16 protein-coding genes and 1 pseudogene are annotated in these 13,511 nt (G+C 66.7%); 4 read left to right on the forward strand and 13 right to left on the reverse strand.

The window, feature by feature from the left end; genetic code table 11:
* Positions 1 to 139: 139 nt before the first annotated feature.
* Positions 140 to 481 carry a hypothetical protein gene (locus GL284_RS20490; RefSeq protein ID WP_147243995.1) on the forward strand — a complete coding sequence of 114 codons (342 nt, stop codon included), beginning with the start codon at positions 140 to 142 and terminating at the stop codon, positions 479 to 481.
* Here GL284_RS20490 and GL284_RS20495 read toward each other — a convergent pair.
* From GL284_RS20495 to GL284_RS21710, 4 genes are read right to left on the reverse strand one after another with little or no spacing between them, the layout of a single operon-like run.
* Positions 478 to 1,968, reverse strand: a complete 1,491-nt coding sequence (locus GL284_RS20495; protein ID WP_155046277.1) for a phage portal protein — start codon at positions 1,966 to 1,968, stop codon at positions 478 to 480. The genes GL284_RS20490 and GL284_RS20495 overlap by 4 nt on opposite strands.
* Positions 1,968 to 2,177 carry a phage head-tail joining protein gene (locus tag GL284_RS20500; RefSeq protein ID WP_155046278.1) on the reverse strand — a complete coding sequence of 70 codons (210 nt, stop codon included), beginning with the start codon at positions 2,175 to 2,177 and terminating at the stop codon, positions 1,968 to 1,970. The genes GL284_RS20495 and GL284_RS20500 overlap by 1 nt, the downstream gene beginning before the upstream one ends.
* 2 nt (positions 2,178 to 2,179) lie before the next feature.
* Complete coding sequence (locus GL284_RS20505; protein WP_341870523.1) at positions 2,180 to 4,093, reverse strand: phage terminase large subunit family protein; 1,914 nt, start codon at positions 4,091 to 4,093, stop codon at positions 2,180 to 2,182.
* Positions 4,008 to 4,604 (reverse strand): terminase small subunit, Nu1, encoded by a 597-nt coding sequence (locus GL284_RS21710; protein WP_230383224.1) that lies wholly within the window; start codon positions 4,602 to 4,604, stop codon positions 4,008 to 4,010. The genes GL284_RS20505 and GL284_RS21710 overlap by 86 nt, the downstream gene beginning before the upstream one ends.
* Before the next feature lie 115 nt (positions 4,605 to 4,719).
* On the opposite strand from GL284_RS21710, the gene GL284_RS20510 reads away from it, so the two are divergent.
* From GL284_RS20510 to GL284_RS20520, 3 genes are all read left to right on the forward strand, one after another.
* The gene (locus GL284_RS20510) at positions 4,720 to 4,902 is read left to right on the forward strand and encodes a hypothetical protein (RefSeq protein WP_043869402.1); all 183 of its coding nucleotides are present in this window, start codon (positions 4,720 to 4,722) and stop codon (positions 4,900 to 4,902) included.
* A 9-nt stretch (positions 4,903 to 4,911) separates the two neighbouring features.
* On the forward strand, positions 4,912 to 5,163 hold the full coding sequence (locus GL284_RS20515; protein ID WP_113900014.1) for a hypothetical protein: 252 nt from the start codon (positions 4,912 to 4,914) through the stop codon (positions 5,161 to 5,163).
* A gap of 94 nt (positions 5,164 to 5,257) precedes the next feature.
* Complete coding sequence (locus GL284_RS20520) at positions 5,258 to 5,770, forward strand: DUF3489 domain-containing protein (RefSeq protein WP_155046280.1); 513 nt, start codon at positions 5,258 to 5,260, stop codon at positions 5,768 to 5,770.
* A gap of 50 nt (positions 5,771 to 5,820) precedes the next feature.
* Here the strand turns inward: GL284_RS20520 and GL284_RS21975 are convergent, their stop codons facing one another.
* From GL284_RS21975 to GL284_RS20560, 9 genes and pseudogenes are all read right to left on the reverse strand, one after another.
* Positions 5,821 to 6,309 carry an HNH endonuclease gene (locus GL284_RS21975; protein WP_425274265.1) on the reverse strand — a complete coding sequence of 163 codons (489 nt, stop codon included), beginning with the start codon at positions 6,307 to 6,309 and terminating at the stop codon, positions 5,821 to 5,823.
* A gap of 117 nt (positions 6,310 to 6,426) precedes the next feature.
* A complete protein-coding gene (locus GL284_RS20530; protein WP_154491274.1) occupies positions 6,427 to 6,636 on the reverse strand; it encodes a DUF7220 family protein in 210 nt (69 codons plus the stop codon).
* The gene (locus GL284_RS21715; RefSeq protein WP_230383226.1) at positions 6,633 to 7,115 is read right to left on the reverse strand and encodes a hypothetical protein; all 483 of its coding nucleotides are present in this window, start codon (positions 7,113 to 7,115) and stop codon (positions 6,633 to 6,635) included. Before GL284_RS21715 ends, GL284_RS20530 begins: the two co-directional genes overlap by 4 nt.
* A gap of 205 nt (positions 7,116 to 7,320) precedes the next feature.
* A pseudogene (locus GL284_RS21720) lies at positions 7,321 to 7,827 on the reverse strand (DNA cytosine methyltransferase); the annotation flags it as partial.
* A gap of 3 nt (positions 7,828 to 7,830) precedes the next feature.
* Positions 7,831 to 9,057, reverse strand: coding sequence for a DNA modification methylase (locus GL284_RS20540; protein WP_113900018.1), 1,227 nt, complete (start codon positions 9,055 to 9,057; stop codon positions 7,831 to 7,833).
* A gap of 389 nt (positions 9,058 to 9,446) precedes the next feature.
* The gene (locus GL284_RS20545) at positions 9,447 to 9,827 is read right to left on the reverse strand and encodes a DUF6362 family protein (protein WP_018303644.1); all 381 of its coding nucleotides are present in this window, start codon (positions 9,825 to 9,827) and stop codon (positions 9,447 to 9,449) included.
* The gene (locus tag GL284_RS20550; RefSeq protein ID WP_071166130.1) at positions 9,820 to 10,020 is read right to left on the reverse strand and encodes a hypothetical protein; all 201 of its coding nucleotides are present in this window, start codon (positions 10,018 to 10,020) and stop codon (positions 9,820 to 9,822) included. Before GL284_RS20550 ends, GL284_RS20545 begins: the two co-directional genes overlap by 8 nt.
* Positions 10,017 to 10,556: a hypothetical protein gene (locus GL284_RS20555; RefSeq protein WP_230383223.1), complete on the reverse strand. Its 540-nt coding sequence runs from the start codon at positions 10,554 to 10,556 to the stop codon at positions 10,017 to 10,019. The genes GL284_RS20550 and GL284_RS20555 overlap by 4 nt, the downstream gene beginning before the upstream one ends.
* Before the next feature lie 340 nt (positions 10,557 to 10,896).
* Positions 10,897 to 13,212, reverse strand: coding sequence for an AAA family ATPase (locus GL284_RS20560; RefSeq protein ID WP_230383222.1), 2,316 nt, complete (start codon positions 13,210 to 13,212; stop codon positions 10,897 to 10,899).
* Between the last annotated feature and the right edge of the window lie 299 nt (positions 13,213 to 13,511).

The raw sequence follows: 13,511 nt of genomic DNA on the forward strand, positions 1-13,511 counted from the left end.
TGAGCCTTGAAACGCTCGCCCGTGTGACCGACAATCCAACCGTCAGGCTGCCCGCCGTGGCCACCTGAACAAGCCCTGACCTCTCCGAGGGTCGGCGCTCCTACACCACGCCGCGGGGCACTATCGAGGACAGAAATTCATGCCGTCAGACCTTGAACTTGCCATCGCTAAATTGCCCGTCCCAGTCGCGGCTCTTTTTCGAGAGCTTCACGAACATCCGGACTTTTCCTGTGCTGCCCTAAAAATTCAGATGACCGTTCATTTTCGGGGGCAAAAGGTTGGTGGTCTGAACCGAACGACAAGCGAGTGGTATTTTTCGAAGGTATTCGTTGCCGATCATGGCGGCGGAAAAGTTCCCGAGCGGTTCGGCTTTACCCAAATGTTGAAACGGCCGGATCACGAATACTGGGGGCGTACCGGCGCTGGCGCGACCGAAGCATTTCGTTCTGCGTTGAGCGAAATGACCAAAGCTTCTCTTTAACTCGAGTCCGTACTTAATACCGGATCGCCCGCCTGCGCACTACCGGTCTTGGTGACGCGGCGCGGATCGCTGTCGAGCACGAGCCCGAGGCCATCGAGCTTCGCGTTGGTCGCGGCGATTTCCGCCAGCACGGCGTCGGGGTTGCGCCCCTGCCGGGCGATGGCCTGCGCCAAAGTCATGGTGCCGGAGCGGATCGCCAGCAGGTCCGCCATCGCATCCTTCTGGGGATCGACCGCCTCGAACTTCGGCGGTTGCCATTCGACCGGGACATCCGGCGACGGGATCTGGCCTGCGGCCCATGCCGCTTCCGTGAACCAGCGCCAGACCGGCGCGCAGAACATCGGAATGAACAGCTGCCATTGGACGGCGTCTATCATCCGGCGGAACTCCACGAGGCCCGCCCGGATCGAGGAATAGTTAACCTGGCTGAGATCGCCGGTCAGCAGCTCGTAGGGCAACCGGAACCCGGCCGAGATCGTGTGCAGGCTGGCCCGCTTGTATTCGCCGTAGCCCCCCGTCGCCGATGGCTGGTTGAAGCGGATGTCCTTGCCACCACGCGCATAGGCGATCAGCCCCGGCTCGAACTGCTCGACCCGATTGCCGTCGGCATCGACCACCGAGGGCGCGATGCCCTGCTGCGCCTCGTCGTCGCCGAAGACGATGGCGGTGACGCAGGCCTCGGTCTTCTTGCGGACGAGTTCCGCCACCTCGTAATCGTCGAGATCGCGCAAGCTGCGGATCACCGGCGCGCCCCAGGGAACGCCGCGTGCCTGCGTGCGCTGCTTCTCGTAGACATGGGCGACCTCGGTCGCTGGGACCGGGCGCGATCCAAGTGCGCCGTTCAGCGCGCCCCAGGCATCGCCGGGGTGCTCTGCATGCAGCCAGTAGGCCCGGCGTTTGCCGACCGGGTCGAACTCGATCCCCTGCACGAGGCGTCCCGCGCCGAGGACGCCGGATTTCGAGGCGTCGAGGAAGTCGGCCTCCAGCACCTGCAATTGCAGCGGCACCGGAAGGCCGTCGCTCGCACGCCGCAGGCGGCGGCGCACCAGCACCTCACCCGCCTCGACCATCTCGCGGCAGATCAGCGTCTGCAGACCGTAGAAGTCGAGCTGACCGTCGGCATCGCAGTCGGCTGTCCAGCGTTCGAACAGCGCATCGACCTTCCGGTCGAGCTTGTCGTCGCCGCTGGCGGCGCGCGGCATGATGCCTGCGCCGATGATGTTGTTCACCAGTACCGCCACGGCCTTGGCCGCATGCGGGTTGTTACGGACCAGATCACGCATCCGGTCGCGAAGCAGAGCCCCCGCGACGCCGATCTCGGTGTCAGCCGAGGATCCTGGCGCGCGCCAGCCGTCCGTCCGTCGCCCTTTCGCGGCCCCGTCATAGCCGCGCGTCAGGGTCTCGAAGGCCTGACGGGCCAGCGCGCGGCGGGCAGCAGCACGAGGGGCGACGGAGGCAATGGCCCTGTCGAACCAGTTGGCCGACATCACCGGTCTCCGCGCGAGAAGCCCGCAAGCCCGGCCACCGGCAATGGCCGGGACGTTCCGGCGATGGCGCGCTCGATGGTCCGGATGCGAGCCAGTAGATCCTCGGCCGAGCCGTAATCGACGGACTTTCCGTCATAGCTGACCCGGGTGGTACCGCTGGCATAGGCCCGGCGCAGAGCCGACAATTCTGTTTCCGTCCAGTCTGTCATGTTCAAAACCATCCTTCGCGCCGCGCGAGCCAGTCGGAGCGGCGCTTGCCCTGTGGAGCCTGTCCGGGCCGGTGAATTTGACCGGCGGGATCGGTGTCACCGTAAGGTGCAGACCCGAGCTGATCCTCGAGGTCGCGCCATTTCTCGTCAGGCCAACGGTCCGCGCCCGCGATCCAGGCGGCGGCGCGGGCATAGACTCGGCAATCCAGCGCCTCGTTGCGCTCGCGCAGCTTCTGCCATTCCAGCCGGGCGAAGCCGCGCTTCGTGCGCACCGTCACCAGCTGTTCGGCCACGAACTGCTTCAGCCACTCACTTTCGACCCATGTCGGCAGATGCACCGAGCCGGGCGGGAATGCCGCCCCGTCGGCCATCTCCTCCTCGGTCGGCCGTTCCAGCCGGAGGAAGCGATAGGTCTCGGCCTTGAAGGTCGACACCGCCACCGTCCAGAGCCGGGCTCCGCGCCGCAAGCGTTTGCCGCCCTCGGTCGCGTCCACGAAAGTCGGGCCCGAGACCGGGCTCGAGCGGTTGAACCCCTCGACGCCCTTGACCGGCGAGACTTGCGCAAATCCCTGCGCCCGCGACCAGGAATAGACCGCCGGAGCCTCGTAGCCCGTATCGATGGCGAGCCGGGCGATGCGCAGATGCGCGCCGCGTTCATGTGGCCAAGATTTGTCCAGCAGCGCGGTCAGCTCCGACCATGCGTCATGCCGGTCCGGCCCGCCCTCGATCACGACGTGATCGACGAGCCAGCTTTCCAACCCGCGGCCCCAGGCCCAGACATCGACCTCGATCCGGTCCTTCTGCACATCGGCCCCGGCGGTCAGGAACAGCCCGCCGGCAGGCACCATGCCCGGTTTCCAAGCCTCGCGCCGGTCGTAGAGCCGTTGCCAATCGGGGGCTTCCCCGGTCTCGACCCAAGTCTCACCGAGCGACGTATTAACGAAGGTCTTCATCGTCTCGTCCCCGCCGGAGTGCGCCGAGAGAAAGGCGCGTACCATCGCCTCCAGTCTGACCCAGGGCGAGTAGATCTCGTTCAGGTGAAACCCCGCCACGCCCGCGAAGGGCTGCTCCGCCACCCAATGTCCTTTTGAGACGGCCGCCCAGCGGGTCTCGTCCCGCCACGCCGCATCGCATTCCGCGCAGTGGTAGCGCGCGGTTTCGGGCCGGTGGTCGCCCTCGGGCGCCTTGCTCCAGCGCACCTGTGTCCAGGTCAGCACCTGTTCCGCCCCGCAGTCCGGGCATGGCACCCAGAACCGGCGCTGATCGCTTTCCTCGAAGGCTGCCTCGATCCGGCTGGTGCCCTTGTTCGTGGGCGTCGAGACCAGCACGATCTTGCGGTTCCAGAAGGTCACCGTGCGTTTCCGGGCGAGGTTGACCGGATCACCCTCGGCGCCCGCGCTGAACGGGTAGCGGTCCACCTCGTCGCAAAGCAGCAGGCGGATCGGGCGGCTGGCCAGACCTGAGGGCGCGTTCGCACCCACGATGGTCAGATGCCCGCCCGGAAACCGCTTGTGCAGGATCTTGTTGTTGCCGTCGCGCGAACGCGGATCGGCGATCTTGCCCTGCAGGCAGGGCGTGTCGCGGGCCATCGGCGAGAAGCGGTCCTTCGACCAGGTTTCCGCGTCGCGCTCGGTCGGCATCACCACCATGATCGGCGCGGGATCCTGATCGATGTGATAGCCGCAGGCGTTGTTCAGCACCTCGGTCTTGCCGACCTGGGCGGAGGACATGATGACCACCGTCTCGGTCGAGGCGTCCGAGATCGACTCCATGATCCCGCGCTGATATTCGGCCCGGCTCGTGCGCCATTGCCCGGGTTCGGCGCTGGCCTCAGAGCTCAGCCGTCGGTTCTGGTCCGCCCAATCGCTGATCGTCAGTTCCGGCGGCGGGCGCAGCACCTTCAGCGCCGTCTCCACCGTCCGCTTCAGGATCGGCGAGCCCGTCAATGTCAGCGCTGGCTTCGAGTTGGACATCTGGCTGCGCGAGATCATCGAGCACCTCGCGGATGGTCATTCGGATCAGATTCCGGGTGTCTCCGACGGTTGATTGTTCAAAAACCTGCGGCGCCAGCCGGTCCGGCAGCGCGAGCAAGCGGGTGCGCAGAAGTGCCAGAACGGCGATCCAGGCGGCCTCGATCTCTTCTGCCGCGATCAGCGCGCCACGCTTTTCTTCGGCCTCCATCTCGGCGAGATCAGCCCGCGCCCGAATGAAGCGCGCCCGCTCGGCCGCGTAATCCGGCGCACCGGCCTGCGCCTTGGTGGCCTGATCGCGCAGGTAGCGGACATAGCCGCGCACCGATCCGATCAGGTCGTACTGGCCGCGCTCGGCCTTCGGGATCACGCCCTCTCGGCTCAGCTGCTGAACCCGGCGCTCCGAGAGATCGAGGAGCCGCGCGATCACGCCGATGGGTTGCGTGGCTGACGACATGAGATGATCCGAATTCTCCGATTAAAGCCATGTAATTGCTGCGATTATACTGGATGATGTGCCCCGGCAGAGCGAAGCTGTTCCTACTAAAACGATGCACACCACGGAGCCTGCCATGACCCTCGCCGAACGCTACAACCTTGAAGCCGCCCGCCTGCTTCCGCACATGGCCGCCGACCTTCAGGTCGATCCCGCCATCACCCGCGCGACCGAGATCGACGAGATCGTCTTCCGGCGCGGCGAGTTTCTGGGCGGCATGGCCTGCGCGATCCTCGCGATGATCGAGCAGAAGAACTGAGGGGGCAGGATGATGACCGACCGCCACCAACTCCGCGCCGAAAAGGCCCGCAGGAACCAAGAAGCCGCGCTGGCGGCTTTCATTGAAAAGAAGGCCGAGATCGACACGATGCTCGTCCGCCTGCAGAGGCTGAGTGATGACCACTTCGACGCCCATCCCGACGAGATCAACTGGGGCCACGTCGGTACCCTCGAACACTACGCGAGCCTGTTGAAGCGCATCACCGACAGCGCGTTCGGCGAAGGCGAATTTGCAGACTGACCTCCGGAATCTCCGGACCTCTGCCGCGCGCGGGCGCGGCTCGGGGTCGTAGAAGGGATCGCGACGGACGCGACCCGAATACGGAGACGCCCCCATGACCCAGCTTTCCGACACCCAAGCCATCATCCTCAGCGCCGCCGCCCAGCGGCCCGAGCACATCGCCCTGCCGCTGCCCGAGAGCCTGCGGGGTGGCGCCGCCGCCAAGGTGGTTGGCACGATGCTCGCGAAGGGCTTGCTCGAAGAGGCCGAGGCGGACATGCGCAAGGGCGAACCCGTCTGGCGCGAGACCGGCGACGGGCACGGCGTCACGCTGGTTGCCACCGACGCAGGCCTTGCCGCCATCGGCATCGAGCCGAACACCTCGGCTGCCCTCGAACCCGCGCCCAAGACGCGCACGCCGCGCGAGGGCACCAAGCAGGCCACTCTGATCGCAATGCTGCGCGCGCCGGACGGCGCGACCATCGAGGAGATCATGGCCGCGACGGGCTGGCAGTCGCACACCGTGCGCGGCGCGATGGCCGGGGCGCTGAAGAAGAAGCTCGGACTCGAGGTGACCTCGGAGAAGGTCGAGGGGCGCGGGCGGGTCTACCGGCTTCCCGCCGCCTGACCCACGCCAGAAGCGTTACGCCGCCGCCCAAAACGGGCGGCGGCCTCTAGCTATGATGGCCTCGACAGTATCGCCGTGAGACCGACCGATGACACCTGCGCCAGCAGCCACCTTCCGGCTGCCATGCGCTTCTGGACGTAAACGCGATGCTCTTCAGGCGAGTGCGGGCACTTCCGCCTATGGCGCTGGTTATTGCAGTACCAGCAGGCCGCAACGATGTTCTCATCCGTGTCGCGACCACCGTCGGAACGGGCGTGCAGATGCTCGGCGGTGCAGCGAAGCGCCCTTGGCGTCCGCTTCGTGTGGTTGTTTCGTTGGAAAGACGCGGTTTCAGCGGCATCGTCCCACATCTGCAGGCCGCAGTAGTAGCAGCGGCCACCTTGGGCCATCATCTTCCGTCGGCGGATACGTTTCAGTGATCCCATTGCAAGGGTCCTTTCATTCGACTTCGTGAGAAGCGAATGCGCGACGTCCGTAACGGACGCTCCCCGGCTGGAAGCTCCTGCTCGCGCGAGGCCCGGTGATCCGTGGCTCCGCATGCCGGACCGCGAAACCTGCAGGATAATGCCCCAAGGTCAGAGTAGCCGCTGGCTTACTCAAGTCGGCCGAAGCCGAATTCGCAGCAGCGCGACAATAAAGGATCGTCCCGCATCGCGTCAACGGAACCTTTCGAAGAGGCGCCGCAGGACATAGGACCGCGCGATGCTCACCACGGTGAATACCGCACCCATCTTCAGGTTCTGCGCCAGCGTCGTATGCAGCCCGAAGACCGGGAAGATCAGGATCTGCGTGACCACGGCAACGCCGTAGCCGATCATCACGTTGGCAACGGACTCGACCAGCGACATGAGGCGGGTCTGGCTCATGCCACCACCTCATCTATCGGCCAGCAATTCAGCCGCCAGAGTTCGCAGCGCATGCGCCGCAACCAGGGGGACCACGCCATTGCCACAGAGGCGAAGCCGGTCCACCCGGTGGGCCAGCCCATCAGCGCCTCGACGAACAGCGGGTTCAAGGTCCGGCGCGGCTCGGAGGTATCGCTCCCAGCCACTGGCGTCACCAGGACCTGGCGGCCAAGCAGGCCGTTGACCGGAGTGTTCGCCAAGCTCGTCGCCCCATCCTTGTGATCCCGCGCCGTCGGCGTCATCCACATCCCAGCCGCATGGTTCAGGTCGGCCTTCCGGCGGTTGCCCGCGCTCGGCTTGCAGCCGTCGTTCGCCATCGGCGTCGGCCAGTCCCGCGCCATGCGGTCCAGACCCTTCTCGTCGCGCCGTTCGCCGCCCCGGCTGCGGAAACTGTCGGTCTGCGGGGTCGGCCACATCGCGGCCGTCGTAGCAAGGTTCATCCCGTGCAGGCCCGCTTCCTGCGAGGGCGTGGGTTTCGTCTGCCGGTTCTCGTTGGCGCTGGCCCTCGGCGTCGGCCACAAGCGCAGCAGTTCCGTCCGGTTCCCGCCACTCGAGCGGGTGCCAGAGCAGGCGCGTGGGGTCGGCCAGCTCGTCGCCCGCGCGGATGGCGAGGATGAAGAGGCGCTCGCGCTTGTGGGGCGCGCCGACTTCCGCCGCCGTGAAGAGGTCTGCCGCAAGGCGGTAGCCCATGCCGACCAGTCCTGCGGCGACTTCGGGGAAGCCGAGGCGGAGATGATGGGCGACATTCTCGAGGAAGACGAAGGGTGGCTCGACCTCTCCAATAATCCGCGCGACATGCGGCCAGAGGTGGCGCGGGTCGTCCGCGCCCCGACGCTTGCCAGCGACAGAGAACGGCTGGCACGGATAGCCCGCAGTGACGATGTCCACCGCGCCGCGCCATGGGCGGCCGTCGAAACTGGCAACATCGTCCCAGACAACAGCCTGATCCAGGGACGCGTCTTCCATCCGCGCCACGAGAGTGGCTGCAGCGTAGGTTTCCCGTTCGACATGGCCCACAGTTCGATATCCGGGCAAGGCGATGGTGAGCCCGAGGTCGATGCCACCGGCGCCGGAGCAGAGCGACAGGCCGAAGAGGCATGCGCCGCCTGTTCCGTCAGGCAAGCCTGCGGAAGGTAAAGCCAGGTCATCCATCCCTCAGCGGTCTTTGGTCTTGAGGTCGTCGTAGGGCGTTCCATCCCCGTCGAGGACGGCCTGTTTCCCGGTGAATTTCTGCCATCGCTGGACGGCCACATCGACATAGGCCGGGTTCAGCTCGATACCGTGGCAGACGCGGCCCGTGGTCTCTGCCGCGATCAGCGTGGTGCCCGATCCCATGAAGGGCTCGTAGATCGCCTGACCCGGGCTCGAATTGTTGAGGATCGGCCGGCGCATGCATTCCACGGGCTTCTGGGTGCCGTGGACGGTCTTTTCGTCCTGGTCCTTGCCCGAGATGTGCCAGAGCGTCGTCTGCTTGCGGTCGCCCGCCCAATGGCCCTTGCCGGACTTTCGGACGGCATACCAGGCGGGCTCGTGCTGCCAGTGATAATCGCCCCGGCTCAGAACCAGCCGCTCCTTGGCCCAGATGATCTGGGACCGGATGGTGAAGCCAGCGACTTCGAGGCTTTCCGCCACGGTCGCCGCGTGCAGCGCGCCGTGCCAGACATAGGCCACATCGCCCGGGAACAGTGCCCAGGCTTCACGCCAGTCGGCGCGGTCGTCGTTCAGCACCTTGCCAGTGCGCTTGGTCTTGGCCGCCCCCGCCTGGTTACGCCAGCCCGGGTCGTATTCCACGCCGTAGGGCGGATCGGTGACCATCAGCAGCGGCTTCACCGGGCCGAGCAGACGCTCGACTTCCGTGGCGACCGTGCTGTCACCACAGAGAAGCCGGTGGTGCCCGAGCAGCCAGAGATCGCCGGGGCGGCTGACGGGATCTTCCGGCGTTTCCGGGATCTCGTCTTCGCCCTCCTGCGGACCGGTGCCCGCATCGAGGCTCGACATCAGCGCGTTAACCTCGTCCTCGGTGAAGCCGGTCAAGCCGAGGTCGAAATCCGCCTCCAACAGGTCCGCCAATTCGAGGTTCAAGAGTTCCCTGTCCCATTCGGCATTTTCGCCCGAACGGTTGTCCATGATCCGAAACGCGCGGGCCTGCGAGGCAGTCAGCCCCTTGGCGACATGTACCGGCGCGGTCTTGAAGCCGAGCTTGCGCGCAGCCTCCAGCCGGGTGTGCCCGGCCAGCACGACCATCGCCTCGTCCACGACGATGGGCTGACGCCAGCCGAACTCCTGGATCGAGGCCGCGACCGTGGCGATGGCCTGCTCGTTGCGCCGGGGATTGCGCGCATAGGGGATGATCTGCTCGAGCGGCAGGTCGACGACGTCCATGGGAATGTCCTTGGGGTGCCGGGCGGCGAAATGGGGGCGTGAACCGAAATGCCCCCGCGGGGCCGTTTCGGTTCAGGCATGGGGTTTCCGGCCGTCAGGCCCTTCGCTTGTTGCCGCGAGGCCCCAAGCGAAACGAAACGGGTGTTTTTCGGGGTGTCACTGGGAAACCCTCGCGCTTCGCCCGCCAGCATACGATTTCGGCCCGGAAGGAACCGAAAACTGCCTCGGGCTGGACCCCGACCGGACCCTTGCTGGACACCGGGGTCCAGAAGGCCCCTGTCAACGCAAAGGGGAGAGCGAGCTTTCCAGCGCACTCTCCCCATCTTGCCTTCGGAATAGCATGGATCTGTTGCAGATGTCGAAGGAAAAAGTGTTGCAACACATTGGAGTCACTGCGCATTCAGGCGCGCGGCGATCTTGGTCAGCGCCAGTTGCCAGCGACGCCACGCGGTCGTGCGGTCGCAGCCGAGTTCCCCGCTGATCTGCTTCCACGGCACCCGGGCCGCACGAGACCAGACCAGCTTGCGCTCCGCCTCCTCGATCCAGAGCACCCAGTCGAAGGTCTGCTCGAGCCGGGTGATCGCGGCGGCCGAGGGCCAGACCCGCATCGGCTGCGGCTCCATCGCCGCGATCTCGCGGCTGGTCCGCACGATGTCGGGCCAGGTGTTGAAGTAGCCCTGTGCCTTCACCGGCGGCAGCTTGCGCAGGGTGCGGAACGCCTCCTCGAAATGATCGGCGACGCAGTCGGCGGTCCATTCGCGATCAGCCATGACGCGCCTCCCTGTCGGAAGCGCGCGGGCCGTAGAGCTTCTCGCCGAGCTGGCGGACCAGTTCACGCTCGGGCCAGGTGAGGCGGTCGTCATCGGCCGAGACCGCGAGGACACCCTGTTCGAGCCAGCCCTCGCGCTTTACCTGTTCGGGATCCCGGCGTCGGCCGCCGTAGCCGTGGGGATGCCATCTCATTCGACACCCCCGTTCGTCTCGATCGCCCAGAGCAGCAGGGCGATGGCGTCGGCCTCGTTGTCGTCGGCCGGGCTGAAGCCGCGGGCGCGGACGGCAGCGACCATCGCGGCCTTGTCGGCGTTGCCCTTGCCTGAGGCGTGGCGCTTGATCGTGCCGACCGGGACGCCCTCGTAGGGAACGCCGCGCAGTTCCGCCCATGCGGTCAGCGTGGCCATGAGCCCGCCGTAGATATGGCTCGCGTCGGTGCCCGCGTGCCGACGGACCTCTTCGAACCAGATCGCGGCGACAGGACCGGACAGCCGGTCGATCTCGGTCAGCCAGTTGGTGAAGCGCAGGTAGCGCATGCCGCCGCCATCGAAGCGGCCCGGGCGCAGCGAGACGGTGCCGCTGGTGATCAGACCGTCATGGCCGCGGATCGCCCAGCCGGTCGAGGTGCCGAGGTCGAGCGCGAGGATGCAGCGGTTGCGGGGGGTGTCGAGCGGCAGCGATTCAAACCTTGCGCCGTCGCAATTCGGGATCAGAGTCGGCTGAGCCATGATGGGTCTCCTTTGCCGGTGGCCTGTGGTGGTGGAAGACGACGGCGGTCTGGTGCTTGGCGGTACGGGGCCGCCGTCGTCGGATCGGGAAGCACAACAGACCGTCACGGCGGCGCGCGCGGCTGACCCGGACGTATGGGAGGAGTGGCCAACCCTGTGGGGTGGCCCTCCCATACGTAGTATGGGGGTTTGACACCTAACTGTTCCGAGGTGTTTAAGTAGCTGAAATCATTGCGGAATAAGACTTCATGAAGTCTTCGGGCATGAGTTAGGGACCTAACTCTTATTTGCCCGTAACCCGTTGATTTCGTTGAGTTCACAGTTGGCGCTGTCATATGAGTCAGGCCTCACTCATATGAGTGAGGTCGTCCTCGAGCCCCTCCGGGTAGACCCAGACAGCGGGGTTCTCGACCTGCAGGCAGAGCCCGGATTGGGGGCATTTGAAGTGGCTGGGCAGGACCGGACGGACCTCGGTGGCGACCTCGCCGGTGTCCGGATCGACATGCTCTTCGGGTGCGCCGAACTGCATTCCCTCGACGCAGAGGTAGCCGAACCGCGACCGGGTGACGGGAAAGCCGAACCCCGAGGGGTCGCGCAGGAACTTCACGAAGCCCTTGGTCGCCAGCACGCTGAGGCGCTCGCGGATCGTGTGCTTGCTGCCCAGACCGCCCCGGTTCTCGAAGGTCTCGGCGAACTGCATGGCGGTGTAGAGGCGCTCGCTCGCCGCCTCATCCAGCAGCATGCCGAGGATGACATCATGCTTGCGCAGCCGCTCGGCATCGAGTCTGGCGCCGACCTCCTTGCGCACCAGGCGCTCGTTCAGCGGGTTCAACTCGACCCACTCGCCCTTCACCTTGTCGATGAGCTTGCCCGGCAACGCGGGGCCGTTGCGCAGCTCGATCTCCAGCCTGCGGACGCTGCTGTCCTCGTCAGGCCGGTGCATCAGCAGACCCGAGGTGTAGAAACCGCGCAACGCGCTGGCGCCGGAGAGTGCGAGGAAGGGATCGTCCTTGACCTGATGCTTGCTGGCCTTGCGGGTGTGGTGGGCGAGGATGACGCCGGCGTCCGGATTGACGGCCTCGCGGAGAAGCTCCACCCGGTCCTTCAGGAAGAACATCATGGCGGTGTTGTCGTTCTCGCCGCCACCCTCAGGTCCGCCGTCGAAGAGATTGCGGATCGGGTCGATGACGATGATGTCGGGCGGCGCGTCGGGGAATGCGGCCCGGATCGCCTCGGCCGCGCGGGCGACGCCCTCCGCGTCGAGCAGCAGCTTCAGCTTCGGCGTGGCGATGAAGGTGTCGCGCGCGGCGGCGATCACGGCGGCGGGCAGCGCGATCTGCTGCATGCGCTCGCGCAGGTAGTGATACTGGATCTCGGCCTGCAGGTAGAACACGCGCAGCGGCCGGGGCGGCGTGAAGCCGAGGAACGGCACGCCCGCCGCCATGTGCACGAGCCAGGAGATCAGGAAGTCGCTCTTGCCGACCTTGGGCGCGCCGCCCAGCACCAGGAGCCCGCCCGGCGTCAGCACGCGCGGCCCGATGACGTCCTCGGGCATCGGACTGGTGTCGTCGAGCAGTGCGCCGAGGCTGAAGGTCGGCAGCGGGCTGGCCGGGGCATGGGCGTGGGCTGCGCGCAGGAGCGGCGGACCGTTGCGCTTCACATGCAGCTCCCAGAGCCGTTCGGACTCGGCCATCAGCCGATCGAGCGGCCAGGACGGGCGCAGCATGGCGGCGTTGTAGCCGCAGATCGCCTCCCAGCCCGCGAACGGGTCGAGGCGGCCCTCGTGCACCAGGCGCACGTAATGGCCGATGGCGGCGCTGGCCCCCTGAAACCGGGACCAGTCGTCGACCGCGCCCTCCCGCACCGGCGTGGTGAGCACCGCATCGATGCCGGGCTTCGTGGTCGGCGCGGCAACGTCGCTGGCGAAGCCTACGCCGGGCAGCGGCGGCATCTCGGCGACCTTCTCGGCGAAATCCGCAAGATCCACCTCGACGTCTCGATGTTCGCGGATCTGCACGAGGCGCTGGTGGCCGTGCTTGTGATAGACGGTGCCAGGCACCCGGATCGGCTGGTGGGCCGAGCGGAAATGCGTGTCGCCGCCGACCTTCACGGCGATCTCGCCGCGAAGGCGGCAGAGGGTGACCAGGTCGTCGCCCTCGGCGGGTTCGGTCAGTTTCCACCAGACGTGCAGCTTCGCCGCACCCTCGGGAGTGCGCCCACCACTTTCGATGATCAGCGTGGGCGGGCCGAGGTGGCGGGTGACATGGTCCAGCTTCGCCGGGATGTCACCCGCGTCGAGATCGACCACGATGGCCTGCATCTGCAGCACGTCGGCGGCGCGGGCCTGACCCTGTTCCTCGACAGTGCCGGGGATGACATAGACGGCGGCGCCCTCCCGGTTCGCCCACGCAGCGAAGGTCGCGAGCTTTCCCGGCGCGGTGTCGTCGGCGGGGATCCAGATGTTGTGCGGCTTGCCGTCCCGGCCCTGACCCTTGTCGACAAAGCCGCGGAGCGGGATCAGCCCCTCGCACCAGCTGAACACGGTGTCGAGGAAGACGGCGATCTGTTCGGGGTCGCAGCCGAAGGGGTTCTCGGACGGCGGCCCGTCGTTGAAGTCCATCCACGGGTTGAAGTGCAGGACGCCGTCGTCGCTCATGCCGGCAGCCCCCAGCAGCGCCCCGACCACGGGCAGAAGCGGCATTCGAAGAAGTCGGGCGTGGTGGCGACTCGCGGCAGCAACTCGCCCGCATCGGTCGCCTGCAGGATCCGCACGCCCCGATCCGACATGCGCTGCGCGAGATCGGCGTCGAAGGGGACCAACTCGTGGTGGAGCTTGTCTTATGAGATTCCGGGCTCCCGAGGCAAAAGGGAGCCGCTGCCCAGCACCGCAAACTGCGGGGCAGCGGCGGGGGTGGCGTCGTGCGGAGCTTGGTCTTGCAGGACCGCGGTCGAGTT

The organism is Paracoccus shanxieyensis (assembly GCF_009711265.1).
In the GTDB taxonomy this organism is placed as follows: Bacteria; Pseudomonadota; Alphaproteobacteria; order Rhodobacterales; family Rhodobacteraceae; genus Paracoccus; species Paracoccus shanxieyensis.

Bases quoted from the DNA above. Each gene is read 5' to 3' on its own strand.
- GL284_RS20490 (WP_147243995.1), top strand. From the start codon at position 140: ATGCCGTCAGACCTTGAACTTGCCATCGCTAAATTGCCCGTCCCAGTC.
- GL284_RS20495 (WP_155046277.1), bottom strand. From the start codon at position 1,968: ATGTCGGCCAACTGGTTCGACAGGGCCATTGCCTCCGTCGCCCCTCGT.
- GL284_RS20500 (WP_155046278.1), bottom strand. From the start codon at position 2,177: ATGACAGACTGGACGGAAACAGAATTGTCGGCTCTGCGCCGGGCCTAT.
- GL284_RS21710 (WP_230383224.1), bottom strand. From the start codon at position 4,604: ATGTCGTCAGCCACGCAACCCATCGGCGTGATCGCGCGGCTCCTCGAT.
- GL284_RS20510 (WP_043869402.1), top strand. From the start codon at position 4,720: ATGACCCTCGCCGAACGCTACAACCTTGAAGCCGCCCGCCTGCTTCCG.
- GL284_RS20515 (WP_113900014.1), top strand. From the start codon at position 4,912: ATGATGACCGACCGCCACCAACTCCGCGCCGAAAAGGCCCGCAGGAAC.
- GL284_RS20520 (WP_155046280.1), top strand. From the start codon at position 5,258: ATGACCCAGCTTTCCGACACCCAAGCCATCATCCTCAGCGCCGCCGCC.
- GL284_RS21975 (WP_425274265.1), bottom strand. From the start codon at position 6,309: ATGCGGAGCCACGGATCACCGGGCCTCGCGCGAGCAGGAGCTTCCAGC.
- GL284_RS20530 (WP_154491274.1), bottom strand. From the start codon at position 6,636: ATGAGCCAGACCCGCCTCATGTCGCTGGTCGAGTCCGTTGCCAACGTG.
- GL284_RS21715 (WP_230383226.1), bottom strand. From the start codon at position 7,115: ATGAACCTTGCTACGACGGCCGCGATGTGGCCGACCCCGCAGACCGAC.
- GL284_RS20540 (WP_113900018.1), bottom strand. From the start codon at position 9,057: ATGGACGTCGTCGACCTGCCGCTCGAGCAGATCATCCCCTATGCGCGC.
- GL284_RS20545 (WP_018303644.1), bottom strand. From the start codon at position 9,827: ATGGCTGATCGCGAATGGACCGCCGACTGCGTCGCCGATCATTTCGAG.
- GL284_RS20550 (WP_071166130.1), bottom strand. From the start codon at position 10,020: ATGAGATGGCATCCCCACGGCTACGGCGGCCGACGCCGGGATCCCGAA.
- GL284_RS20555 (WP_230383223.1), bottom strand. From the start codon at position 10,556: ATGGCTCAGCCGACTCTGATCCCGAATTGCGACGGCGCAAGGTTTGAA.
- GL284_RS20560 (WP_230383222.1), bottom strand. From the start codon at position 13,212: ATGAGCGACGACGGCGTCCTGCACTTCAACCCGTGGATGGACTTCAAC.